Genomic DNA, 24,669 nt, shown 5'->3' on the forward strand with positions numbered 1-24,669 from the left:
TCCCACAGCCGTCACAGGCCGCAGACCGGAAAAGAAAGGGGACAAAACAAAATGATTCGACAAGCAGAGATCAAAGACCTGGAAACGGTAGCCGGCAGCTACCTTCGGCTTTTGACCTATGAAAAAGAACAGGGCGGAAACTCAAATTGGGTGCTGGGCGTCTACCCGACAAAAACCACCGCGGAAACCGCCATCGAAGAACAGACCTTATACGTCCTGGAGGAAGACGGAACCTTCTGCGGCAGCATGATTTTAAACAAGAAGCAGCCGCCGGAATACGGCCAGATCTCCTGGCGTTATCCCGCCGCAGACGAGGATGTGATGGTGATTCACACCCTCTGCATTCCCCCGGAACAGGCCGGGAAAGGGCGGGCCACCCAGCTGGTCCGTTTCGCCCTTCAAGCAGCCAGGGAATCCGGCTGTACCGCCGTCCGCCTGGACACCTGGGCCGGCAACCGGCCTGCTGCGGCTTTGTACGAAAAAATGGGATTTCGCCTCGCAGGAACCGCTCCCATCCTGCTGCAGGGGCTGATCCCGGAGGATCAGATCTTTTTTGAGAGAAGAACGGAGGAAGGAACGTGAAAAAATTAGGATTGATCGGCGGCGTGGGCCCGGAATCCACCATCCCCTATTACCGCGGAATCGTCTACGGCGTTCAGAAACGGCTGAACCGGCCGGTATTTCCGCCGATGGTGATCAAAAGCCTCAGCTCCTTTGAAGTGATCCGCATGAGTTCCCAGGGCGACCGGGAGGGCCTGACCGCCTACCTTCTGGCAGGAATCCGCAATCTGGCTGCCGCCGGGGCAGAGGTGGGCGCCCTGGCCTGCAACACGGGACATATGGTATTTGGCCAGCTGGAACAACGCTCCCCCATCCCCCTTGTCAGCATTGTGGAAACCACCTGCGCCGCCGCAAAGAGACAGAACCGGAAAAAAGTGGGGCTGATAGGAACCATGACTACCATGGAAGACGGCTATTTTAAAGAGCCGTTCCAGAAATCTGGGATCGAAGTGGTAATTCCCTGCGAAACGGACCGCATCTACATCGCGGACCGCATCCTCCGGGAGCTGGAGTTCGGCATTGTAAAAGAAGACACAGTCCGCCGCTTTGTGGAAATCGCGGAAAAAATGGCAGAGGAAGACGGCGCGGAAACCCTGATTTTAGGCTGCGCCGAACTGCCTCTGCTCTTTCAACACCGCAGCCTGCCGGTGCCCGTCTTAGACACCGTAAAACTGCATATTCAGGCGTTACTTAACGCGATTCTGGAAGATCCGGCGTAGCTCCCGCCAGTTTCATACACTCCGCCAGGGCTTCCGCCAGCCCGTCCAGCTCCTCATGGGTGTGGGAGGACATGAGAGCCAGCCGCAGCCTGGCGCTGCCCTTGGCCACGGTGGGGTAGCGGATGGCGGAAATGTAGTAGCCCCGCTCCTTTAAAAGCTCCATCACCTTCATGGCCCGGCCCTCGTCCCCGATGATAATGGGGATGATGGCCGTCTCCGACCGGGCATGGATTCCCCGCCTCTCCAGGGCGCCGCAGCAGTAGCGGATGTTTTCCTGGAGGTTTTTCACCCGCTCCGGATGGTTCATAATCACCCGCAGGCCCTGAGTGTCCGCCGCCATGGATACCGGCGAAAGGGCGGTGGAGAAAATAAAGCTCCTGGCCTTATTGATCAGATAGTCAATGAGAACCCGGGAGCCGCAGACAAAGCCGCCTTCTCCGCCCACTGCCTTGCTGAGAGTCCCCATGAGCACGTCCACAGCTCCCTCCATCCCGTAATACTCCTCCGTCCCCCGGCCAGTGGCGCCGATGACGCCGGTGGCATGGGCTTCGTCAATCATAGACAGAAGGCCGTAGCGGTCCGCCAGCTCCGCCATCCGCGGCAGGTTCACAATATCCCCGTCCATGCTGAACACCCCGTCACTGACAATGACGCCCCTGCGGCCGGGGTGGGCCTTGATCTTCTCCTCCAAATCGTCCATATCGTTGTGCCGGTAGATCACCAGGTCCGCCCTGGACAGACGGCAGCCGTCGATGATGCTGGCGTGGTTTAATTCATCGCTGTAGATGACGTCCCCTTTTCCCGCCAGGGCCTGTAAAATCCCCACATTGGCCATATAGCCGGTGTTAAACACTAAAGCTGCCTCCCGGTGTTTAAACCGGGCGATGGTCTCCTCCAGCTCCATGTGGATCCTGGTGGTCCCCGTGGTCAGCCGGGAGCCTCCGGAACCGGCGCCGTACTCCGCAAGCACCTGACCGGCATAGGCTTTGATCTCCGGATGGCCGCAGAGATCCAGATAACTGTTGGAGGAAAACAGGTGCTGTTTCCGTCCCTCCACCTCCACCAGGGCCGCCTGGGGGGAGTCAAACACCGTCATCTGCCGGAACAGGCGCTCTGTGTTCAGCCGTTCCAGCTCCTCTCTCATCCAATCCCATTTCTCCATATCGTTTCCTCCCTTTTCCCTTTCTGCGGGGCCGAAAGGTATTTTTCCGCCTTGGTGCCGGACGGCTCTCCATTTTCCGCTCCCACCAGCCCCTTTTCCAGCGTCCTCTCAGATTTTCACCAGCATTTTCTGGCTCTCCAGATAGCGGACGCAGTCCTCCGCCTCCCGGTTTTCCCCTCGAAAGAGGAAAATGCGGCCGCCGTCGGGACAGCCCGTCTCCTTCAGCCGGGTGATCCGCACATACCCCAGCTCTTTGGAGGCAAAATACCCGGTGACATAGTCCGGGTCATCGGAAATGCAGAGCTCTCCCACGATGTTTTTGTGGCTGGCTACTTTGGTGGCCAGCACCAGGGCCTCCCGGAAATGGTTTTTCTGGGAACGGTCGTCCCCGCTGTCCGCCATATCCATGTAGGTGGCCCGCACCCCCCGTTTCCGGTCCGGCTCCAGGCGCTCCAACGTATCCACGTTTAAGAGCATGGCCCCCCGCATCCCCCAGGTATCCTTCAGCTGCTCCAGGATCGCCTCCCCGTTGGGGATGCCGGAGCGCTCCATCAGCTCCTTCAGTTTCCCAATCCCCTCCTTCGCCGTTTCCACCTGGCAGGTGGTCACCGGCAGAGCGTCCAGACGGCTCACCTCCTCCGCCGCGATCCGTTCCACCTTGATATTGATAAAATCCGCCTCTCCCTTGGAGTGGTGAAGGGCCCGCTCCAAAAGCTGGGCGCAGACCGCCTGGAGCCGGTCCTGCTCCACGATCTTCTCCGCCCCGGAAATGTGCCGTTCCTCCCCGCCTTCCTCCTGGCTGGCCCGCATTTTCACGCTGTATAACTCTGTGCTCATGGTTTTCCCCCGCTGTGTTCTCTCTGATTTTCCCCTTTTCCGCCCGTCCGCTGCCGGCAGGCCATCCTCGTTCCCTGGGCCGCTGCATGGCGAAATACCGGATATAAAAAGCTGGCGCAGACCGCCGTAAACACCATCCCCGGAACAGCTGCCGCCAAAAGAGGAGCGGCCGGAACCTGCAAAACCGCCGCCAGCATCAGCCTGGCGCAGGCCGTTCCCGCCGGGCCTGCAAGGAGCAGCCGCCCCCGTCCCGGAGAGACGCCGTCCTGCCCCGCCGCCATGCCTCCCGCCACCACACGGAACACCATGGCCGTGGCCACGTTCCAGAGGGTGTGGGTGCCAAACATAAGCTGGATCACGCTGGAACAGATGCCGATTCCCAGATACCGTTTAAACCCCACTGTGGCCGCCAGGCACACCGCGTAGGGGGCCGAAAGCTGAAACTCCGCCCCCGGCACCAGGGACGGCAGTTTCACCATCCCCAACAGCACCAGCACCGCCGTCCATATCCCGTCCAGGGCCAGATTCCGTATGGTTTCCGATGGGTCTGATTGTCTCTGTCTCATAGGCGGTCCTCCTGTGCGTTTTCCCAGTGTTTTGTGTGTTTCTCCCGCGTTCCTCCGCTCTGTTTCCGCGGATTGCGGATGTTTTCGTTCTCATTTGTAAACCATATTTTAGTTTTTGGTTTACAATCAGTTTTTACTATATCAGCCCGCCGGGAAAATGTCAACCGACAGGCGAAAACCGATTTCCATACAATTTCCATACCTGAGTTCCAAAACCGCAGAATATATCACTTCCCGCAGCACAAAAAACGCCGCAGGCCACCCGTCTCCCGGATCGCCTGCGGCGTCTGACTGTACTCATTTTTTGGGTTTTTCATCCCTTACGCCTCATCAATGGCCTTTCCAATATCATGGCGCATATACTTGTTGGCGAATTCCACCCACTCCGTGGCCTCGTACGCCTTCTTCCTGGCCTCTTTTAAGTCCGCTCCCGTGGCGGTGACGCCTAACACCCGGCCGCCGTTTGTAAGGATCCGGCCGTCGCCGTCCCGTTTCGTCCCGGCGTGGAATACGAAATAGTCCGTCTTTCCCGCGAAACGCTCCAGGCCGGAGATGGGAAGTCCCTTCTCGTATTTCTCCGGATAGCCGTCGGAGGCCAGAACGACGCAGACCGCCGCGTTGTCCTCAAACTCCAGCTCCACCTGATCCAGAGTCCCGTCCACACAGGCCTCAAACACCTCCACGATGTCGTTCTTCATCCTGGGCAGCACCACCTGGGTCTCCGGATCGCCGAAACGGGCGTTGTACTCTAACACCTTGGGGCCGTCCGCCGTGAGCATCAGGCCGAAGAAGATGATTCCCTTGAATTCTCTCCCCTCTGCCCTCATGGCGTCCACGGTCTTCTGATAAATGTGCTCCCTGCAGTAGGCGTCCACCTCAGCCGTATAGAAGGGGCTGGGAGAAAATGTGCCCATGCCGCCGGTATTTAAGCCCTGATCCCCGTCCTTGGCCCGCTTGTGATCCTGGGCGGAGGTCATGATGCGGATGGTCTGTCCGTCCACGAAAGACAGCACCGACACCTCTCTGCCGGTCATAAACTCCTCGATGACGATCTCGTCCCCAGCGGAGCCAAACTGCTTGTCCAGCATCAGGGTCTTGACCCCGGCCTTGGCCTCCTCCAGGCTGCCGCAGATGAGAACGCCCTTTCCCAGGGCCAGGCCGTCCGCCTTCAGCACGATGGGAAACTTGGCCGTCTCCAGGTAGGCCATGGCCTGCTCCGGATCCGTAAACACCTCGTAGGCCGCCGTAGGGATGCCGTACTTTTTCATCAGATCTTTGGAAAAGGCCTTGGAGCCCTCCAGAATGGCCGCGTTCTTCCTGGGGCCGAACACCCGCAGCCCTTCCCGCTCAAACACGTCCACAATGCCGCCGCACAGGGGATCGTCCATGCCGATCACCGTCAGGTCGATCTCCTTTTCCTTTGCAAACGCCGCCAGGCGCTCAAACTCCATGGCGCCGATGTCCACACACTCCGCGCACTCCCCGATGCCGCCGTTTCCGGGGGCGCAGTAAATTTTATCCACCTTCGGGCTCTGGGCGATCTTCCACACGATGGCGTGCTCTCTGCCGCCGCTGCCCACTACCAGTATTTTCATGAGCCGCTCCTTTCTCCGTTCGCGATCCGATTGATGGCCTCCGGCAGAATCTTCCACTCCGCCTCCTCCATCACCCGCCTCTGCAGGACTTCCGGGGTATCCCCCTCTTTTACCTCCACTGCCTTCTGTAAAAGGATGGGGCCGGAATCTACGCCCTCATCCACGTAGTGAACCGTGGCGCCGGTGATCTTTACCCCCCTGGCCAGGGCCGCCTCATGCACCTTCAGGCCGTAGTAGCCCACGCCGCAGAAGGAGGGGATCAGGGACGGATGGATATTGATGATCCGGCCCCGGTACTCCTTTATCATCTCCGGCGGGATGGTCACCAGAAAGCCCGCCAGCACAATCAGATCCAGCTGATACTCGTTCACCTTTTCCAACAAAGCTTTGTTAAACGCCGCCCGGTCCGGGAAGGACTTGGGGGAAAGGCAGACGGCCTCGATCCCGTGGCTTTTCGCCCGCTCCAGGGCGTAGGCGCCGGGATTGTTGCTGATGACTACCTGGACGGAGGCGTTGGTGATGCTGCCGCCGTCGATGGCGTCTAAAATCGCCTGGAGGTTGGTGCCGCCTCCGGAAACCATCACTCCCACTCTTAACATAAGGTCACTCCCTTTTCTCCTGCCTGAACCTCGCCGATCACATAGGGAGTCTCCCCAGCCGCCTTCATGGCCTCCATGGTCTTCTCCACGTCCGCCGGGTCCACGGCCACGATCATGCCGATGCCCATGTTGAAGGTGTTGTACATCACCTTCTCCTCCACCTGGCCCTTCTTCGCCATCATGGAGAAAATGGGGGGCACTTCATAACTGTCCTTGCGGATCACCGCCCGGATGCCGTCCTTTAACATTCTGGGCACGTTCTCATAGAATCCGCCGCCGGTGATGTGGCTGCAGGCCTTCACCCGCACCCCTGCCGCCTTCACCGCCTTCAGGGCTTTCACATAGATCTTCGTGGGGGCTAACAGGGTATTTCCCAGAGTGTCGCCCAGCTCCTCGTAGTAGGTCTCCAGGCCCTCTTTGGTCAGCTCCTTCTCAAAGATCTTTCTCACCAGGGAAAATCCGTTGCTGTGGACGCCGGAGGAGGCCATGCCGATGAGCACGTCCCCGGCCTGCAAGTTTTCTCCGGTCACCAGATCCTTCCGGTCCACCACGCCCACGGAAAAGCCCGCCAGGTCGTACTCGTCCACAGGATAGAACCCGGGCATCTCCGCCGTCTCGCCGCCCACCAGAGCGGAATCCGCCTGCCGGCAGCCTTCTGCCACGCCGGAAACAATGGCCGCGATCTTCTCCGGGACCTGCTTGCCGCAGGCGATGTAATCCAGGAAAAACAGAGGCTCGCCGCCGGCACAAGCCACGTCGTTTACACACATGGCCACGCAGTCGATGCCCACCGTATCGTGACGGTCCATGAGGAATGCCAGTTTCAGTTTCGTCCCCACCCCGTCGGTGCCGGAGAGAAGAACCGGCTCCTCCATATCTTTAAATGCCTTCGCGGAAAACGCGCCGGAGAAACCGCCGATTCCTCCAAGCACCTCCGGCCTGGCCGTGCTCTGCACGTGCTTTTTCATCAGCTCCACTGCTTTGTATCCAGCCTCAATATCCACACCAGCGTTCTTGTAATCCATTTTGAATCCTCCGTACTCTCATCAGACGCCCGCCCGTCGCCGGGGGCGCTTATTTCTCTGCAAAATTCCACCGCCTGCCGGAATCTCGCCTGTCCCTTCGAACCGGCCGCCGGCATCACGCGGGCTCTTTATTTCTTCATTCCCTCCAGGTACGCCTTGTAGCCCACCTCGTCCAGCTTTTCCGCCTTCTTCACCACGTCGTTCTTTAAATCCTCGGAATACTGTTTCAGACGCCCCAAAAGCTCTCCGTCGGACGTAGCCAGGATCTTTGCCGCTAAAATGCCTGCGTTGGCTCCGCCGTTAATGGCCACTGTGGCCACCGGGATGCCGGAGGGCATCTGCACGATGGAATACAGGGAATCCACGCCGCCCAGATCCGACGTCTTCATGGGAATGCCGATCACCGGCATGGAAAACAGGGCCGCGCACATCCCAGGCAGATGGGCCGCCTTTCCCGCTCCGGCGATAATCACCTTATAGCCTCTCGCCTCCGCGGACTTCGCATACTCAAAAAATACATCCGGCTCCCGGTGGGCGGAAATGATGGTCATCTCAAACTCCACTCCCAGTTTCTCCAGGACTGCTGCCGCCTGGGCCATTACCGGCATATCCGAATCGCTGCCCATTACAATGCCTACTTTTGCCATCGCACGTATCTCCTTTTCATTCATCAGAAAATGTTGCTTGTTTCATTAGCTATTCTTATAAGTATGATTAATTAAACAATCATCACTTATTAAAAATAATACTAGGTTTTCCCGTCGAAGTCAATAGGAGCTTTCACATTTCCTATGAAAGCCCCGGATGGCGGCGATATAGATGGGCGTGCTCGCACGCACAGATGTATCGGCATCAGACGGGCAGGGCCGTATGAGAAAGTAGGGCGGCAGCCCGGATTTCGAATACTTCCGCTTTTTCCGTTCAGCAGGCGCTTTCTTCCAGGGGCGCGTTCAGTTTTTCCGCCCCGGCCACCGCGAACCGGCCGTCTCGGATCACCGGCCGTCTGGTGCCGTCCGGCGCCACTGCCGCGATGTCCCCCAGCTCCTTATAGGGGATGGTGATGTCCGTGTGGCAGTTAAAATAAGCCCTGGAAATCTCCGTTTTCCGCAGAAGGGAGCGCTCGTTGTCCCTGGCGATGATTTCCTTGCCGTTGGGGTTATAAACGGGGCTGTCCTCCGACCAGCTGTAGCAGGTGTCCCCCACGGCGAAATGGGGGCCCATCTTCTCCGCGATGAGGATGGGCAGCTTTTCCGTGATGCCCAGTCTCTCCGCCGCCCGGTAAGCCACCGTGTTGGTGCCGATGGCAAACTCTCCCATGGGGAGGCTGTCGTGATTCTTTAAGATCACCTGCCGCACCAGTCGCCTGCCCGCCTCCGGATCCGGGAAATTGGCGCAGGAATAGTCTGTCACCATCCCGTCCTCAAACCGCAGCCGCAGGTCCCGGAACTGGAAATCACCGATATATACATTTCTCACGTGGAGCAGCCCTTCCGTTCCGTTCAGTACCGGGGAGGTAAACACCTCGCCCACGGGGATGTTCACATCCGCCACGCAGTTCTCAAAATTCGTCTCCCGTTCTCTGTCCTTCAGGGGATGGAGGGAGATCCGCAGCCTGGTGTCATTTCCCTCGCCTCCCGTCACCTCCACGTACTCCGCCTCGTCCAGCACGTCGATGAGGGCCTGCTGCATGGTCTTGTACTCCTCGTAATCCAGGGTGTTGATGCGGATGGTCTCCTGGAAAATCTCCTCATACCTCTCCCCGATCTCCGGCACCGGGAAGGCGATGATGGTAAAGCTGGTCTCGTCCCCCGGCACGTAAGCCTGGGCGATCTGGGCGGCCTCCGCCGCCGCCTCCCTGGCCAGTTTCTCCTGTTTGTCCGTTAAGGACGGACATTCCGCCTTGTTCTCCGGCTCAAAGCCCTCCTGGCCGAAGGTCTCTACCACCGCCGGACCGGCGTAGGCCGCCGCTTCCTTCTTGTATTTCTCGTAGGCCACCTTTAACACCGCCGTTTTCCGGTCCTTGAAGGCCTTGTCCAGGTAGAGGGCGTTGTCATAGCGGTGGTCGTAGTCGTACTGGCGGTTGGGGCTTGTGGCAAAATAGCCTGCTTTTCTCCCGGCGCTTTTGTTCACGGAATGAACCGCCGCCCGGTAGATAATGGGCTCTAAGCCCATGGCCCGGAAATTCTCCACCGCCATACGGATCATCCGCTCAAAGCCCAGCTCGTAGCGGATCACCACCGTGCTTTTTCTTGACAGATCCCGGCGCATCACCTCAAAGCCCTTGCGGTAGCCTTCTGTGTAGGTGTCCGCCATCAGCTGCACCGTTTCCTCCGGCAGGCCGTTTAAAAAGGCGGCGGTGCGCAGCTCCCCTTCGGAAATGTACTCCCCGAACTGGTACAGATACCGTAAGTCTGAAAGGTCTTCCTTCATGATGATGTCTTTTGCGAAAGCCAGGGACGGATCCAGGCATTCCCGCACCCGGTACTCCACCGTCCGGTCGCAGTAATCGCTCACATACCAGTAGAGCGCGTCCCGCACCTGGTCCACCAAGGGGAGGTAGGCCGTCTCCGCCCCGTCCTCTCCCGTCTCCCCAGGCAGGGCCGCCCCGTCGGCGTTTGCCATGGTAAAGAGGTTGTACACTTCGATGAAGGTTTCCTGGAGAATGGCCATGTCCTCCAGACGGTCCTCAAAGGCGTATACGATCTCCCCCCGCAGCTCGCTGTAGAGGAAGGATAGGAGCTGGCCATAATCCTCTCCCAGGCATTTCACCGCATAGGCAGGATTTCCGTAGCTCTCCCCGTAATGCTCCGGCAAAATGTCACGGTACAGCCGCTCATTTCTCTCCCGGCACTCCTCCAGGGACAGCTCCCGCCCCGCCTTTAGCTCCTCATAGACCTCCCCCACCGTCAGCAGAAAGTCCGCCGTTTTCCGGAAATAACCGGCAAAGGAGGACGCCACAGCCTCCTCCTCTCTGATCTCCCGGATCCTCTCCATGGAGAGGCTATACCTCTCCTTTACGATTTCCGTATGTTCCATATCTTCCATCCTTTCCGGCCTTTCATCCCTTCAGCCCAATGATCACCATGCACACCCAGAACACCGCCCAGAGCCCGCTCACCGCCAGGCTCACCCGGGCCATCAGATAGTTCCGGTTTCTCTCCAGAAATGCCAGCCAGCCATACCACAGGCTCACCAGGGAAAACAGCAGGCTGGAAAAGCCGATGGCCCCCACATTTAAACCCGCTGTCCCATTTCCGTGGACCGCCAGGTACACGCCTACGCCGCCGAAAGCCGTGGCTCCCAGGGCCAGGATCAGAGCCATTTTCCCCCGCCTCGCCAGGGGTTTTCGGATGTAGGAGATTTTAGTGGGTCCTTTTTCCATTCATTCTCCTCCTTCTGTATTTCTGCACGATCCGGTAGGTCACAAAGCCCATGGCGCCGCCGATGGTATTTAACAGAATATCGTCCACGTCAAAGCTCCCCACCCGCATCACCAGCTGGGTCACCTCGATGCAGAGGCTGAAACAAAAGCCAAAGAGCACCGTGTTGTACCACTTGCGGCTCCGCCTGCTGATAATGGGCAGGAAAAAGCCAAAGGGCATGAACCCCACCATATTTCCTACTATATTTAAAAGAAACGCCTTCATCCCCAGCTGCTCCCGGTAGATGATAAACCTCTTGATTTCTCTGAATAAAACAAGATTGTAGTGATACTCCTGCCTCACATCCGGCCGGTCAAAGGATTCCGCGAAAAACATGAAGTAGACGACCAGGGTCATGTAGACAATAAAAAGCACCCATCCCAATTTCTGCTTTTTTGTCGTATTCCGAATCATATGCACACTCCAACATGATTGTCCTTTTTTCAGGGAAATCAGGCGCTGGAACACCAGCGCCTTCTCTCCCGCGTCTGCCCAGAGGGCAAAACAGGGGGCGGACCATACACCCGCCCCCGTTCTCAAAAGAGATCTGCCTAAAAGGTGATCTCCGACTTTCTTTTCAAGAGCACGGCGCCGCTCACAATCGCCATCACGCCCACGGCCACGCCGGCTGTGAGGATGACGGAGCCGATCACGATATTTAACACGCCCGTGTTCCGCATCGTCTTGTAGACTTTTTCCATACTCTCACTCCTATTTTGCGCCGTACTGCTCATAGTATGCGTCGATGGCCGCCTTCAGGGTGTCGTCAATCACCACTCTGCCCTTGTACTCCCGGTTGTAGAGATGCTCTACCACATCGGCCATGGTCACGATGGCGGTGGTCTTAAAGCCAAACTGCTCCTCGATCTCCTTCAGAGCGGACTTTTCGCCCTGTCCTCTCTCCATACGGTCCACGCTCACCACCAGTCCCAGCACGTCCACATCGCCCTGGGCTTTGAGGATCGGCAGGGTCTCATGGATGGAAGTTCCCGCCGTGGTCACGTCCTCGATGATCACCACCTTGTCCCCGTCCTGGATGGGGCCGCCTAACAGAATGCCCTTGTCGCCGTGGTCCTTCACCTCTTTGCGGTTGGAGCAGTAGCGGATGTCCGCGCCGTAGTGCTCACTGAGGGCCATGCTGGCCGCCACAGACAGCGGGATTCCCTTGTAGGCCGGTCCGAACAGCACGTCAAACTCCGTGCCGAAGGTGCTCTGAATGGCCTTGGCGTAATACTCGCCCAGCTTGCGCAGCTGCGCTCCCGTGCGGTAAAAACCAGTGTTTACAAAAAACGGAGTCTTTCTGCCGCTCTTGGTCACGAAATCGCCGAACCGCAGAACCTCGCAGTCGATCATGAACTCAATAAATTCCTGCTTATAACTTTCCATATCCTAAAAACCTCCTGTACTTGCGGGCTTTCTTTCACCCATTCCTCTGACGCCCAGATTTTCTTTTTGATTTTACCATAAAGTGGTGGTGTTTTCAATGGGTTCGCTGGCATTCCTTGGGGCATTCCTCAGCCATTCCTCATTTGCTCCTCATTTCTGTTCTTCTTTTTCTGTCAGTTAAAAAGTGGGCGCCGCACCGCGCAGCCGCGCTGGAGGCCGGCTGCGTCAGCCGCCATCTTCTTCTGCGCGGAATGTGCCTCCCGCCGGAGGCTTTTGCGGCATAGGGGACGTAATTTCCTACTACACAAAAAAACGGAGCCGCCCGCGAAAACCGATTTCCGCAGACAGCTCTGTCTCACCGCCGCCTGAACGTATAGGCCCGCTGCCATCAGCGTTCCCCGCCGCGGGCAAGTTTTTCCACTTCTTCCAGCGTCAGCGTAGTATACCTGGCAATCTCGTCAAAGGACAGCTTTTGAGAGTCGATGAGGTTTTTCGCCAGCTGGATCCGCTCCGCCTGCGCAGCTTCGTTTCGCATATCTTCCATCATCTTACACATGACAGCCACTCCTTTCTCATTCTCCTTAAAATACCTCGCCCGTTCCGCCAGCACTGCGTAGTGCATATCTTCCGGATCGCTGCAGGAAAAATCCCTCATTAAAATTCCCAGCGGAGTATCGTTCTGACAGGCTCCGTTCACATATAGAATATGGGATTCATCGCCGAAATACTCTCCTGTCTCCTGCACCACACGGTCAATGTGATAAATCGGAAGATTCTTCTTTAATACATCGTGTTCTGTGATAAAAATTACATAGGTTTCCGGAAGTTTCTCATATTCTTCCTTAGCCATCATGGTGTTTGCATCCATCACGCTGCTGTGATACCTGGCTCTCTTTGCGACCGCTCCTCTGTCCGCTCTCTGAATCTCAATATTGTACCGTTTTCCCTGTTTGTCTATGGCATAAATATCCAAGATCACGGAACGCCCCTGCAAATTCTTAATATGATGCTGGGTGTGAACCTGTTCCACCTTCAGATCCTCCCGCTCCAGAACAATCCGGACAACCAATTCCGTGCACTCAATATGATCCCCAAAGCATTTGGACATAAAGTCGTCATCCATCAATCGAAATTTTCGCAAACGCCGCAGATCTTCTTCTGAAAATTGATGTTTCTGTCCTATTTCCGCACTTCCTTCCTCCGTCAGTATTTCCCGTTTTCTGCGTATGTCCATATTATCACACTGGAATTTGATTTTCAAGGTTTGGGAGGGCGAAAGCATACTGCCGCAAAACCTACAGGAATTTTGTCAGGGAACGCCAGCTGAAATTCCGTCTTCCACTGGAATTTGCTTTTTCAGGGAAATTTTACCGGGGCAGATAGGATTCCCGCGAATCACATCTGCCCCGGTTTAGAACTGTCTCCTTCCTGACAACTCTTTTTCTGAATAAATTCCTTTGGAGAATTTCCTGTGTATTTTTTAAACATTTTGGAAAACTGGGCGTAATCTGGATATCCGACGTTCATGGCAACCTCCTTGCAGGAGCTGAACCGGCCTGCAAACATCTCCTGCGCCTTGTTCATACGGTAACGGACCAGGTATTCCGTAAAGCTGCAGCCGACCTCATGTTTAAACCTTACGCTTAAATAGGATTCCGAGACGTGCGCTACGGTTGCCAGATCCTTCAGCCGTATTTCCTTCATGTAGTGTTCCTCAATATATTTTTTGACGAATTCCACATATTCCCCCTGACCCCAGTTATTACCGAGAAGGTGTATCATGGGATTCTCTGCGTCAAAGTTTCCGTAACTCTTAAACGCCTTTGTCGTATTCAGGATTGCCCGTTCCGTGGGAATCCGGTCAAAGGTGGAACCGCCGATATATCCCTGACACTTGGTATTCTGATACATATACTGCATATCAATGGGCGTGTTTGCGGGGCCCGCATAGATCATCTTGATAATACGGGTGTTTACTTCATCGCAGGCCTCAAAGATTTCATTTGAGATTTTTCGCGCCTCATTGATGGAAATATACTTTTTTGCGCCAAGGAAACCTCCTTTCGTCAAACCCAGATGCGCGCAGATCACATCTGCTCCTGCGGCAGCCATCTGCCTGGCCTGCTCCCCGTCCGTCACAAACGCAACCGTAAACAGGTTCAGAAAGTGCGCGACATGAATTGCCTCCACCTCTTTTTCAAAAGAATTTCCTTCTTCCCGCAACGCCATCCCAAAGTCTCCGTCAATCAGGGAAACGGTCGGATAGTTCACAATGCCGGAAAAACGGTTTTCCTGGATTTCCAGCAGATAGTCATAGATGTGAATTTTAGGATCGGAGGCAGACAGTCCAAAAAATACAGGAGTATCCGAAAGAATCGGAAGCAATTCATTTTTTCCCATATCCATGACCATGGCGTTGCTGTCTCCGTAACACAGATAACTGGTAAAGGAACTGCGGCCTCTGAGCCTGCAAATTCCCGCGCTTAAAGCCAAAAGAAAATCGGCGCCGCCCATCACCGCATATTTTGCCGTCATACCCGATCCGGCAACTGTTCCGATAATATGTCCGTTTACCTTGATCTGTGCCCACAGCCGCTTTAAGATCTCATTTCTTGTAACCATGATTGCTCATCGCCTTCTTCTTTCCTTTTCTTCTTAAATTTTATCATCTTTTTCAAATAAAGTCCATTCCGGAATCCTGTTTCACAATACCCGCCTTTGACCGATGGCGTAGCCGTTGTAATAATCATCATGAATTTACTCAAATCCCTCAGAGGCAAAACGTGGAAGACGGGATTTCTGCCCGGACAGCTGCCGTAGTGATGGTGGAAAGGGCACGCGCACACAAAACCAGGCTGTACGGAAAACCTCCTTTGCCGGTTTCCTGTACAGCCTGATCCGAAAACGGACGATTCCGCCTCCCAAACCTTATCAGGCAAGGGATGTTTCGCTCATATTTACCGTTATTCCTGTTTCATAAATTTTATCACCCAGCACAACACGGAGTTTCATATTGCCATGGAGGCCTTCTTTGTTTACAAACACATCGACATTGCGCGGGTCGTTTTTTAAGAAGGTGCCGACACACATTGCCCCGTAATTGGAAGGAGCGGAGGTGTCAATGTAATAGCGGTGCGTCTTGCCTTCTCCATCCTCCAGAAGGAGCATAGCCAGTTCGCCTTTCTCAAAGGTGGCATTGAAACGAATCCTGTCTTCCTCCTCCTCAACCAGTGCCTCATAATGGTCCGGCATCATTTCCCCGCAGGGTTCCGCCGGGATCTCTGTATCGAATTCCTGTGTCTGATACATGGCTCCAACCATTTTGCCGGCGCCAAGCTCTGTATCCTCACCTGCATAATACATCGGCAGTTTTTCCGCTCGGAATACATTGGACGGAACATGAAGCTCGTAAACCACCTGATCATCCACGATTTCGCAGGTAATCGCGTTCAGTACGGTATCCGGCCCGCCGTTCTGGCTTCCCAGGCCCTCCAGAGGTTCGCCTTTATCATAGGCAATTCCGCCGGAATGCACCATGTAGCGGCCCTCGCCGTAGTATTCCACATTGCAGATGTACGGAGAGAAGAAGTCTGCGCCGCGCTCCTTTCCGTACTGCCATACCTGGCGGATGGTGCGGTTTTCCTTGTCAATATGATAACGGACACCTCTGGAATAGCTGTCCTTGGCCTTCATGTAATGTTCCTTGATCTTGGAACGGTAATGTCCGTTATCGAACATCATGACATCGCCATCCGGGCAGACCACAGCTCCATGCTGCTCATAAGACCATTCGAAGGGCTCACCGACCGGCTGAAAGAAATACTTGTCTACATATTCCTGCGGCCAGCCCTGCGGATCGCCGATGATCCAATTCAATTTTCCGGTCTCAAAATCAATATTGATGACAGCATCCTCATGGCGGCCGGAAAGCGTGATGCTGTTATCTTCTGCATGATACCAAACCGCGTTATTATGGAACCAGTCGTGCGCCGTTCCAGTTCCGGAGTAAGTGGACGCAACGTCATAGGGAAGCAGCTCCTTGTAATCCCAGGTCCGGAGAATCGCTCCGGTTGTGCGGTCAACCAGCACAAGGGCATCCTCTACCGTATCACGGTCAGCGATCTGCGTCAACATGAGAATATTCCCATCCGGCATTTCGAAGGTATCGTGGTGATATCCGCCCGGCAGACGGTATTCACGGTAAATCTTGCCGTGAACACCCATTTCGTAAACGCCGCTTACATAATAAGGCAGCTTGATCAGGCGATCCGTACCGACCAGCAGATGGCCGTTGGCAAGACGTTTCATATCGAAACACACATTGATGGTCAGATACCAGCGCACATCACCGCGGTAATCACAGCCCAGCGCGTTTGCCTTGGAGGTCTGGGTCAGAAAGATGATATTGTCACCCATGTGTTCCTTGTTTGCCTGGCATTTTGTCGGAACCGGCACGCCAGGTGCCAGCGGCTCCGTGTGGATCGTTACATTTGCCCTTGCACCGCCGGAGCAGACCAGCTCCACGGTATTGTCATAATCTGCATAGAGACCATAAACCGGAAGTATATGCTCCACTGCCCGTGGGAATGTATGGGTAATGTCTCCCGCCGTTTCTTTTCCCTTTACAGTTAAGGTCACTTCCTGGTATGTAGGAGTACGAAACAGAATCATTGCGGAAAGAGGCGCAACTTCATAGGGGTTTACCACAACAAGGGGATTCGATACCGTATAATTTCCCTCGCGAAACTGCTTTAAAAAGGTTTTTTCCATTTCTGCCTGACGGGTAATCAGGCTTTTTGTTATTTCATGCTTTACCATAAGGTTTCTCCTTTCATCCGCCTGTCAGTCAATGCGGCCCGAACGATTTCTTTATATCATTTGTTTCCGTTATACGGACAGGAAACCGGTGATGGACCAGTACGGATAAATCAACGCCATAAGGAAAATCAGGCTGAGGATTGTACGTGCCGTGCACCATTTAATTGCTTTCTTCATATCGAAAACGTCATAGCTGAAAAGGATCAGGAACAGTGCCCACTCATAAGGGAAACAAAGCTGCTCAACACCCCACAGGAAACTAAAGCTGACGCCCTTAAGGCTCAGTCCGAGGTTCTGGGCAATTCCAATGAACAGCGGGACAAACGCGGCCTGCCCGGCCAGAGGAGTCATAAGCTTATCCGCGATCACGCCTGCCAGCCATGCGAAAATCAGGAGCCCAAAGTTTCCGACGTTCTCCAGAAACGGTTTCAGGAGTGAGCCAACCAGATCAGCAACGCCAACGGCATTTGACATATTTCCTATGGACATGGTTGCCGCAACGAAGAATACCATTGTGAAATTGACCTTCTTCAGATCTTTTTCCTCAGCCACGTTAATCCCCGGCAGGAAACAGACAATCGTTGCAAGGGTAAACAGCCAGCCTGCGTCAATCCCCGAAAACATAATGGCGATCAGGAGCACCACCAGAACGCCCATAAACTTGATTTCCTTTGGCTTTAACGGACCAAGCTCCTTTTGTTTTTGAACGAAATATTCCTTTCCATCAATTTCTATGTCCTGCTTGAACATGAAAAGCGTCATAGCTATGAGTACGATCGTCCAGATCAGCATGACTGGGAAGTTGCTGATGAAATATTCCATCCAAGTAACGGAACTGCCCTGTTCCTGCAGATAGGAATTTACCAGCTGTAGGTTTTCGCTCGCGGACAGAAACAGCCATGCAGGTGCAATCGCCGCTGTAAATCCGGCAAACATGATGCCTGCGCCGGTATTGCTGTTTTTCTGAATCTTCAGAGCATTATAAATTCCATAGCAGAGCACACAGTAAAGCGCTACACGTCCGGTCATATTGGGAACCATAAGTGCCACGATGATGCCGGACAGCACAATGCCAATACAAATTCCCTTATAGGAGCAGCCGGATTTTACGATGAAGAAATAAGCGATACGTTCCATCAGACCACTACTTTCGAAAATCGCCGAAAGAGTCAGGCCTCCCAGTGACATCCATACCACAGACCCGGTCCAGGGCCCTAGTATCACACTTGACGGAGCAACATTCCAGAGAATACCTAACATTGTCAGCAAAAGTCCCGCAACATATCCCGGCATCAGGTTCATGGCCCAGGTCAGAATGGCCCAGATCGTGATTGTGAAGAATTTTCTCATCTCCAGAGAAACCGCTGCTGTCTGAGGAATCCCAAAATAAATCAGAACCGGAACACCGATTGCGATCAACCACTGGATCAGTAATTTCGTATTGCCTCCCAGAGATGCCGCTGCTGTTTCTTGTTTACCCATACATTAACCTCCTCTTTTTTCAAAGGGACTGTCCTGCAAACCAGGCATGACAGCCCCTTCAAAATGTATATTCATTGCAATGCTTATTTCGTGATTGCCTTGAATGCCTGTGTCTGCGCAGTCATACCCCTCTCAGATGCCAGACGCTCGATGGAGGACGCTCCGAAGAAACCGTCGATCTCAGGCACATTTTGGATAACATAAGCGGCATCCTCCGGATCCGCAATTGGGCCACCATGGCAGATAACCAGGATGTCCGGACGTACCTCGCGCCCCGCTTTGATGATTTCGCGAATCTTGACACAACAGTCATCCAGCGTCAGGGCCGTCTCCGCACCAATACTTCCCTTGGTAGTCAGTCCCATATGGGCAACCAGAATATCCGCGCCGGCTTCCGCCATTGCTTTCGCCTGTTTCGGGTCAAATACATACGGACAGGTCAACATATCCAACTTGTGTGCTTCGCGGATCATATCCACTTCAAGGTCATAGCCCATACCGGTCTCCTCAAGGTTTGCGCGGAATACGCCGTCAATCAGGCCTACCGTCGGGAAGTTCTGTACGCCATTGAACCCCTGATCCTTTAACTGTTTCAGGAACAGATCCATAATACGGAACGGATCCGTGCCGCATACGCCCGCGAGTACCGGCGTGTTCTTCACAATCGGAAGAACTTCCTGTCCCATTTCCTGAACAATTTTGTTGGCATCGCCGTAAGAAAGGATTCCTGACAGAGAACCGCGGCCAGCCATACGGAACCGTCCGGAGTTGTATATGATGAGCATATCCGCGCCGCCTTTTTCACTGCACTTCGCGGTAATTCCGGTTCCGGCGCCTACGCCTACCAGGATCTTTCCGTTTTTAATTTCGCTGCGGAATTTCTCCATGATCTCACTTCTTGTCATTCTGTTCATTATTAAATCCTCCTTTATCTATTTCCTTCAGCGCATCCCGGCAATTTTCCCGGAAACACCGAAAATTCCTTTTTATCCGCGCCCTTCCATCAGATCAATCAAAAGCGCGGCTGCATACTCGGCGAAAGCCGGAGCATTGATATTGCAGTCCAGTTCTTCAATTTTAACCTTAGACGGATCCACATTCTTTTTCAGCGTTTCAAACAATACGGCGTCTTCGCTCGGTCCATAAAAGGGTTTCCCTTCCATGTCGATCTCCGAAACGCCCTTCAGAGGCAGAAGCAGCACGGTTTTTCCGGAAACCATATTCAGCTTTTCTGCCAGTCTTTCACCGATTTCCCTGCATTCCTCCTCCGTAGTCCGCATCAATGTTACATCCGGATTGTGCCGGTACAGGTTTCTTCCTGAAAACTGTTTCGGAACCGTATCATAGGGACCGAAGTTTACCATATCCATAGCGCCTACAGAGACAACCTGCGGTACGCCTGCCAGGGCAGCAGCCTCGTTTCTGTGCGGACCAGCCGCCAGGTTCCCTCCCACGACCTCATCGCACCATTCCGTCGTCGTCAGATCCAGGACGCCCTTGAAGAAACCTGCTTTTATTAACGCCTCCATGGTTTTCCCGCCGTTTCCCGTAGCATGGAATACCAATACCTCGTAACCCCGTTCTTCCAAATAGCTCTGCGCACGGGATACGCACGGCGTCGTCACGCCGAACATGGTTGCCGCCACCAGCGGTTTCGTATCGGTTTCCTCCGCTCCAAGGGTTTCCTTCAAGCCGACCATGCCAGCCATTGCCAGCACTGCATTTTTATAGATTATATTGGAAAGCCCGTTGATTCCCGATACATCAACAATCGACGGCATCATGATGATATCGCTTGTTCCCACATACTGAGAAACATTGCCACCGGCCATCGTGGACACCATTAATTTCGGAACTCCTAACGGTAATTCCCGCATGGCAGGAGTGACCAGCGCAGTTCCGCCCGATCCGCCGAAGGACAGGACACCGTCAAATTTCCCTTCTTTGTACAGTTTCGGCAGCAGCGCCTTCATTCCCTCAGAAAGAGCTTTTGTCGCAAGCGCGCGGTCTTTCTTTTCCACCAACTGCTTTAAGTCATATCCGGCAGCTTTCGCTACATCCTCATTGGAAACATCCGGCTCAAATGTCGGCTCAAACACGCCGGTATGGATGACCAGCGCTTTCATTCCCAGTTTCTCAATCTGATCTTTCACATAACGGAACTCTTTCCCTTTTGTATCCAGAGTCCCAGGTAATGCAATCACCTTCATATTACACACCTTCCTTTTTCAGATTTTGTTCCAGTTACATAGTTTTCCTCACCATCTGAATGATGCGTGGTTTCTTCTGCAGGTCCTGAAACCATGTCCTTTCTGTTCCGTTCTTCCATAAAATCCGCGTCGGACGGCCGGTCACCTCGTACTCTGCATCCAGACGCTTTCTGGCGCCATCTTCATTTTCTATCTTAAGAACGGCTACATAGTCCTGTTTCCATCTTTATTTTATCCGGGATTTTAATGTTTTAAAATGTGATAAAATTATGGTATGATGTGTTTAAATTATGATTCGACCAGATCGGGATTATTTATTCATGTGTTTTTATTAGATATGACAACAGTCTGGTATATGAGGGTACTGGGGCTGGCGGTTGACACCGATTTTTGCCCCTTTCTATGCAGAAAAGAGACAATTCCGGAGAATTCAGGCCTTTTAAGCTTAAACTCTCTGTGGAATTGTCTCTTTCTTCTTAATCTTCTCTATTTTATTTAGAGCACAAAACCCCTTATTTGGATTTTGTGGAGGGCTCCGCCGCAGGGCACATCATCCATTCCTCTATTTTACCGCGCCGATCAGCTCTTTCACATCCTCCACGCCGTACCGCTCCATGTAGGCCTCAATGCCGTCCACGATCTCTGTGGTGGCGTAGGGGTTGAAAAAGTTCGCCGTTCCCACGGAGACGGCCGTGGCCCCTGCCAGCAGGAATTCGATGGCGTCCTCCGCCGTGGAAATGCCGCCCATGCCGATGATGGGAAGGCGGACGGCGTTCGCGGCCTGGTAGACCATGCGCACCGCCACCGGTTTCACCGCCGGGCCGGAAAATCCGCCGGTTTTATTGGCCAGGGCAAAGGTGCGGCGGTGAATGTCGATCTTCATGCCTGTCAGGGTGTTGATCAGGGACAGGGCGTCGGCGCCGCCGGCCTCCGCCGCCTTCGCCATCACGGTGATGTCCGTCACGTTGGGGCTCAGTTTCATGATCACCGGCTGTTTGGCGTGGCGTTTCACCTCTCTGGTGATGGCCTCCACCGCCTTCGGGTCCTGGCCGAAGGCGATGCCGCCCTCTTTCACGTTGGGGCAGGAAATATTGATTTCCAGAAGGTCTGCGGCTGTATCGCCCAGCCGCTCCACCACCTCCACGTAGTCCTCCGTGGTCTTTCCGCAGACGTTTACAATGATCTTTGTGTCATACTGTTTCAAAAACGGGATGTCCCGCTCCACAAACACGTCGATGCCGGGGTTCTGGAGGCCGATGGCGTTTAACATCCCGCCGTACACCTCCGCGATCCTGGGGGTGGGGTTGCCGGGCCAGGGCACATTGGCCACGCCCTTGGTCACCACCGCGCCCAGACGGTTTAAATCCACCATTTCCCCGTACTCCGCTCCGGAGCCAAAGGTGCCGGAGGCGGTCATCACCGGGTTTTTCAGCTCCACACCGGCTATGGTCACTCTCGTATCCATCAGATCTCCACCTCCTCAGCCGCAAACACGGGACCGTCCTTGCAGATTCTCTTGTTGTGCACGTTGGAGTGGTGGTCCACCTCCTTGGACTGGCACACACAGGCCAGGCAGGCGCCGATGCCGCAGGCCATCCGCTCCTCCAGGGAAATGTAGCACTCTATGCCGTTCTCCGCCGCGTAGGCCTTGATGGCCCGGAGCATGGGGGTGGGGCCGCAGGCGTAAATGACCGCGCCCTCCACGCCGTTTGCCCGGATGGCGTCCAGCACGTTTCCCTTCGTGCCGGCGCTGCCGTCCTCCGTGGCCACGGATACCGGCCCGAAGGCCTCAAATTCATCCTTTAAAAACAGCTGGCTGTCCCGGTATCCCAGCACCGCCGTCCGCTCACAATCCAGAGCCTTCATCAGCCCCAGCATGGGCGGGATGCCGATGCCGCCGCCGATGAGGATGGCCTTTTTCTCTTTTAAGGGAAATCCGTTTCCCAGAGGTCCCATCACCTGGACCTTCTCCCCGGCCTCATAGCGGGAAAATTCCTCCGTGCCGGCCCCCGCTACCCGGTATACCAGGCGCAGCTCGCCTTTCTCTTTGTCGATGCCGCAGAGGCTGATGGGCCTCGGCAGGAGTCTGGAGCTGTCCTTGGTGTAGACAGACACAAACTGGCCGGCCTTCGCCTGTCTGGCGATCTCCGGGGCGGAGAGCACCATGCTGTACACGCCGTCCGCCAGCATTTCCTGGCTTTTTACTACTGCTTCGATCTTTACCTGTGCCATCTTCCGCCTCCTGATCACAGTACCCGGTTGATGTCGGCTACCATGTCCACTACGGCCTGTCTGGACGCCTCGCCGAAGTGCTCCGCTCCGAACTTGTCGTAGGGGGCCTTCTTGTAAGCGGCGATAATGCCTCTGGAGGAGTTTACAATAGCTCCTAAGCCGTCCTCGTTAAAGCAGTGCTTTAAGTCCTCTGCCGTGCCGCCCTGAGCGCCGTAGCCCGGTACCAGGAAGTAGGTGTTGGGCATAAGCTTTCTTAAAATTTTGCTCATCTCCGGGTAGGTAGCTCCCACTACGGCGCCTACGTTGCTGTAGGTTCCGTCCATGCAGCCTTCGCCCCACTCCACAACCTTCTCCGCCACCAGCTCATAGACGGGGCGGCCGTTTACCAGCTGATCCTGGAACTCGCCGCTGGAGGGATTGGAGGTCTTTACCAGCACGAAAATGCCCTTGTCCTCCTGCTTGCAGACGTCCACGAAGGGCTTTACGCCGTCCGTTCCCAGATAGGGGTTCACCGTCACCATGTCGGTGTGGAATCCGGACAGGGTCTTTGTGCCTACCTGAACCGTTCCCAGGTGGGCGGTGGCGTAGGCGGCGGAGGTGGAACCGATGTCCCCTCTCTTGGCGTCTCCGATGACGATCAAGCCTTTCTCCTGGCAGTAGTCCACCGTTTTCTGGTAGACCTTCAGGCCTTCAATTCCAAACTGCTCGTACATGGCGATCTGGGGCTTTACCGCCGGGATCAGATCCCAGGTGTGGTCCACGATCTCCTTGTTGAACTGCCAGATGGCCTCGGCAGCTCCCTCCAGGGTCTCCCCGTACTCCTCAAATGCTTTCTTTACCACGTGCTCCGGGATGTAGCTCAGCATGGGATCCAGGCCCACGCACACCGGCGCCTTCGTCTCCTGGATCTTCTTTATCAGACGGTTGATCATGGCGTCCTCCTCTTTTCTCTCATGATTTTCGTTTCCGGGCCGCCTCCTTCTGGCGGCTCCATTTTATCCTTTCTATATTACCATATCCTTTTCGGGCTTTCAAGACAAAACGTACCACAAAACACGACAAACGCATGAATGTGTTCTTCAACTAAACCCCGTTTTCATCCCCAATTTTACAGATTTATGATCTGCTCCAAATGTTTTTCGGGGTTTGTTCCGATTGCATACCGTTTCTTTTTCATGCTTAATGGTTTATTCCCTACCTCTATCATTTTTAAGATACTTATTGATAACTTCCTCATGATATTTAGATTATACGATGCCTGCTTTTCCAGCGTATGGTTCCCATCCTCTCGGAACGTCACATCCAAATGCCAATGATAACTTTCTACTTTCCAATGACCCCTTACGACTCGCGCGGCGTCTTCTATCTCTGTTGACAGGCTGCTTATAAAATATCTTTCCTCTATTTGCTCCTTCCCGTCTGCTCCCTTTATCGTGTTCCGCGTCAATAGAATGCTTTTCAGTCCGGGCCATGCCTTTTTCTGGCTTAACCAACCGATATCTTCTGTCTGCCAGTACTCCCTCTTTTCTACTTTCCCTCTTGCTTTTTCCACTGTCTTTTTATAGGCGCATTTTTCCCGCAGCTCCGGGTCTGAGAAATAAAGCCTCACATCTTCATATAAGCTCCCCTGATTCCCTTTTAACGCCAGTACATAGTCCGCCCGTTTCTGTCGAATTTTCTTCGCGATTTCCGTCTGCGTCCCCATGGCGTCCGTTGTAATGATACATCCTTTTATCGTTAGACTGTCCAGCAGTTCGGGGATGGCCATGATTTCATTTGTCTTTTCCTCTACCCGTTTTTGACCCAGGCAAAAGCCGTTCTCATCCACAGCACTGACAATATGGTTCCCTTTCTGGTTTTTATTTCCATTTCCCCTTTGGGTTTTTCCATCAATGGCAAGCAGTTTCCTGATTTTTTCTCCTTCCTCACGATTCAACATTTCGTTCCATTTTTTCTGGAATTGCTCCAAAAATTCCGACGGCACCATCGCAAATACCCTCTGGATTGTATCATGGGAGGGAATCCCATTGGGAAGTTCCAAATAATTTCGCAGAA

General features: G+C 54.3%; 24 protein-coding genes. 2 read left to right on the forward strand and 22 right to left on the reverse strand.

Going from position 1 to position 24,669, the window contains the following annotated elements; genetic code table 11:
• The first annotated feature begins 51 nt into the window (after positions 1-51).
• Both B5E84_RS15205 and B5E84_RS15210 read left to right on the forward strand, forming a co-directional pair.
• A complete protein-coding gene (locus B5E84_RS15205; RefSeq protein WP_087224266.1) occupies positions 52-582 on the forward strand; it encodes a GNAT family N-acetyltransferase in 531 nt (176 codons plus the stop codon).
• Complete coding sequence (locus B5E84_RS15210; protein WP_087224268.1) at positions 579-1,280, forward strand: aspartate/glutamate racemase family protein; 702 nt, start codon at positions 579-581, stop codon at positions 1,278-1,280. The genes B5E84_RS15205 and B5E84_RS15210 overlap by 4 nt, the downstream gene beginning before the upstream one ends.
• Here B5E84_RS15210 and bioF read toward each other — a convergent pair.
• The 22 genes from bioF to B5E84_RS15310 form a co-directional block, all read right to left on the reverse strand.
• Complete coding sequence (gene bioF, locus B5E84_RS21110; protein WP_242963402.1) at positions 1,252-2,442, reverse strand: 8-amino-7-oxononanoate synthase; 1,191 nt, start codon at positions 2,440-2,442, stop codon at positions 1,252-1,254. The genes B5E84_RS15210 and bioF overlap by 29 nt on opposite strands.
• Positions 2,443-2,550: 108 nt before the next feature.
• Complete coding sequence (locus B5E84_RS21115) at positions 2,551-3,279, reverse strand: 6-carboxyhexanoate--CoA ligase (RefSeq protein WP_242963403.1); 729 nt, start codon at positions 3,277-3,279, stop codon at positions 2,551-2,553.
• A complete protein-coding gene (locus tag B5E84_RS15220; protein WP_087224271.1) occupies positions 3,276-3,845 on the reverse strand; it encodes a hypothetical protein in 570 nt (189 codons plus the stop codon). Before B5E84_RS15220 ends, B5E84_RS21115 begins: the two co-directional genes overlap by 4 nt.
• 320 nt (positions 3,846-4,165) lie before the next feature.
• Complete coding sequence (gene purD / locus B5E84_RS15225; protein WP_087224273.1) at positions 4,166-5,440, reverse strand: phosphoribosylamine--glycine ligase; 1,275 nt, start codon at positions 5,438-5,440, stop codon at positions 4,166-4,168.
• Positions 5,437-6,039, reverse strand: a complete 603-nt coding sequence (purN, locus tag B5E84_RS15230; RefSeq protein ID WP_087224275.1) for a phosphoribosylglycinamide formyltransferase — start codon at positions 6,037-6,039, stop codon at positions 5,437-5,439. The genes purD and purN overlap by 4 nt, the downstream gene beginning before the upstream one ends.
• On the reverse strand, positions 6,033-7,064 hold the full coding sequence (gene purM, locus B5E84_RS15235) for a phosphoribosylformylglycinamidine cyclo-ligase (RefSeq protein ID WP_087224277.1): 1,032 nt from the start codon (positions 7,062-7,064) through the stop codon (positions 6,033-6,035). The genes purN and purM overlap by 7 nt, the downstream gene beginning before the upstream one ends.
• A 128-nt stretch (positions 7,065-7,192) precedes the next feature.
• A complete protein-coding gene (gene purE / locus B5E84_RS15240; RefSeq protein ID WP_087224279.1) occupies positions 7,193-7,711 on the reverse strand; it encodes a 5-(carboxyamino)imidazole ribonucleotide mutase in 519 nt (172 codons plus the stop codon).
• Positions 7,712-7,985: 274 nt separating this feature from the next.
• Complete coding sequence (locus B5E84_RS15245; protein WP_242963404.1) at positions 7,986-10,100, reverse strand: aminopeptidase; 2,115 nt, start codon at positions 10,098-10,100, stop codon at positions 7,986-7,988.
• Positions 10,101-10,122: 22 nt separating this feature from the next.
• The gene (locus B5E84_RS15250; protein WP_087224283.1) at positions 10,123-10,446 is read right to left on the reverse strand and encodes a hypothetical protein; all 324 of its coding nucleotides are present in this window, start codon (positions 10,444-10,446) and stop codon (positions 10,123-10,125) included.
• The gene (locus B5E84_RS15255) at positions 10,427-10,900 is read right to left on the reverse strand and encodes a VanZ family protein (RefSeq protein ID WP_087224309.1); all 474 of its coding nucleotides are present in this window, start codon (positions 10,898-10,900) and stop codon (positions 10,427-10,429) included. Before B5E84_RS15255 ends, B5E84_RS15250 begins: the two co-directional genes overlap by 20 nt.
• Before the next feature lie 137 nt (positions 10,901-11,037).
• On the reverse strand, positions 11,038-11,187 hold the full coding sequence (locus B5E84_RS20870) for a hypothetical protein (protein ID WP_204248599.1): 150 nt from the start codon (positions 11,185-11,187) through the stop codon (positions 11,038-11,040).
• Between the two features lie 10 nt (positions 11,188-11,197).
• Positions 11,198-11,872 (reverse strand): orotate phosphoribosyltransferase, encoded by a 675-nt coding sequence (gene pyrE / locus B5E84_RS15260; RefSeq protein WP_087224285.1) that lies wholly within the window; start codon positions 11,870-11,872, stop codon positions 11,198-11,200.
• Positions 11,873-12,260: 388 nt separating this feature from the next.
• Positions 12,261-13,106, reverse strand: coding sequence for a PD-(D/E)XK nuclease family transposase (locus B5E84_RS15265; protein WP_087224287.1), 846 nt, complete (start codon positions 13,104-13,106; stop codon positions 12,261-12,263).
• Between the two features lie 161 nt (positions 13,107-13,267).
• Positions 13,268-14,494 carry a phosphoenolpyruvate hydrolase family protein gene (locus B5E84_RS15270; RefSeq protein WP_087224289.1) on the reverse strand — a complete coding sequence of 409 codons (1,227 nt, stop codon included), beginning with the start codon at positions 14,492-14,494 and terminating at the stop codon, positions 13,268-13,270.
• 309 nt (positions 14,495-14,803) lie between these two features.
• Positions 14,804-16,690 (reverse strand): aryl-sulfate sulfotransferase, encoded by a 1,887-nt coding sequence (locus B5E84_RS15275; protein WP_087224291.1) that lies wholly within the window; start codon positions 16,688-16,690, stop codon positions 14,804-14,806.
• Between the two features lie 69 nt (positions 16,691-16,759).
• A complete protein-coding gene (locus B5E84_RS15280; protein ID WP_087224293.1) occupies positions 16,760-18,172 on the reverse strand; it encodes an SLC13 family permease in 1,413 nt (470 codons plus the stop codon).
• Between the two features lie 83 nt (positions 18,173-18,255).
• Positions 18,256-19,059, reverse strand: a complete 804-nt coding sequence (locus B5E84_RS15285) for a phosphoenolpyruvate hydrolase family protein (protein WP_330374273.1) — start codon at positions 19,057-19,059, stop codon at positions 18,256-18,258.
• A gap of 99 nt (positions 19,060-19,158) precedes the next feature.
• The gene (locus tag B5E84_RS15290) at positions 19,159-20,382 is read right to left on the reverse strand and encodes a Tm-1-like ATP-binding domain-containing protein (RefSeq protein ID WP_087224297.1); all 1,224 of its coding nucleotides are present in this window, start codon (positions 20,380-20,382) and stop codon (positions 19,159-19,161) included.
• A gap of 562 nt (positions 20,383-20,944) precedes the next feature.
• A complete protein-coding gene (locus B5E84_RS15295; protein ID WP_087224299.1) occupies positions 20,945-21,847 on the reverse strand; it encodes a dihydroorotate dehydrogenase in 903 nt (300 codons plus the stop codon).
• The gene (locus B5E84_RS15300; RefSeq protein ID WP_087224301.1) at positions 21,847-22,614 is read right to left on the reverse strand and encodes a dihydroorotate dehydrogenase electron transfer subunit; all 768 of its coding nucleotides are present in this window, start codon (positions 22,612-22,614) and stop codon (positions 21,847-21,849) included. The genes B5E84_RS15295 and B5E84_RS15300 overlap by 1 nt, the downstream gene beginning before the upstream one ends.
• Positions 22,615-22,628: 14 nt before the next feature.
• The gene (gene pyrF, locus B5E84_RS15305; RefSeq protein ID WP_087224303.1) at positions 22,629-23,546 is read right to left on the reverse strand and encodes an orotidine-5'-phosphate decarboxylase; all 918 of its coding nucleotides are present in this window, start codon (positions 23,544-23,546) and stop codon (positions 22,629-22,631) included.
• Positions 23,547-23,722: 176 nt separating this feature from the next.
• Positions 23,723-24,669, reverse strand: a 947-nt coding sequence (locus tag B5E84_RS15310) for an ISAs1 family transposase (protein WP_143469253.1), incomplete at its 5' end; no start/stop codon positions are given.

Origin of the sequence: Lachnoclostridium sp. An14 (genome assembly GCF_002160755.1) — a bacterium.
Classification (GTDB): Bacteria; Bacillota; Clostridia; order Lachnospirales; family Lachnospiraceae; genus Lachnoclostridium_A.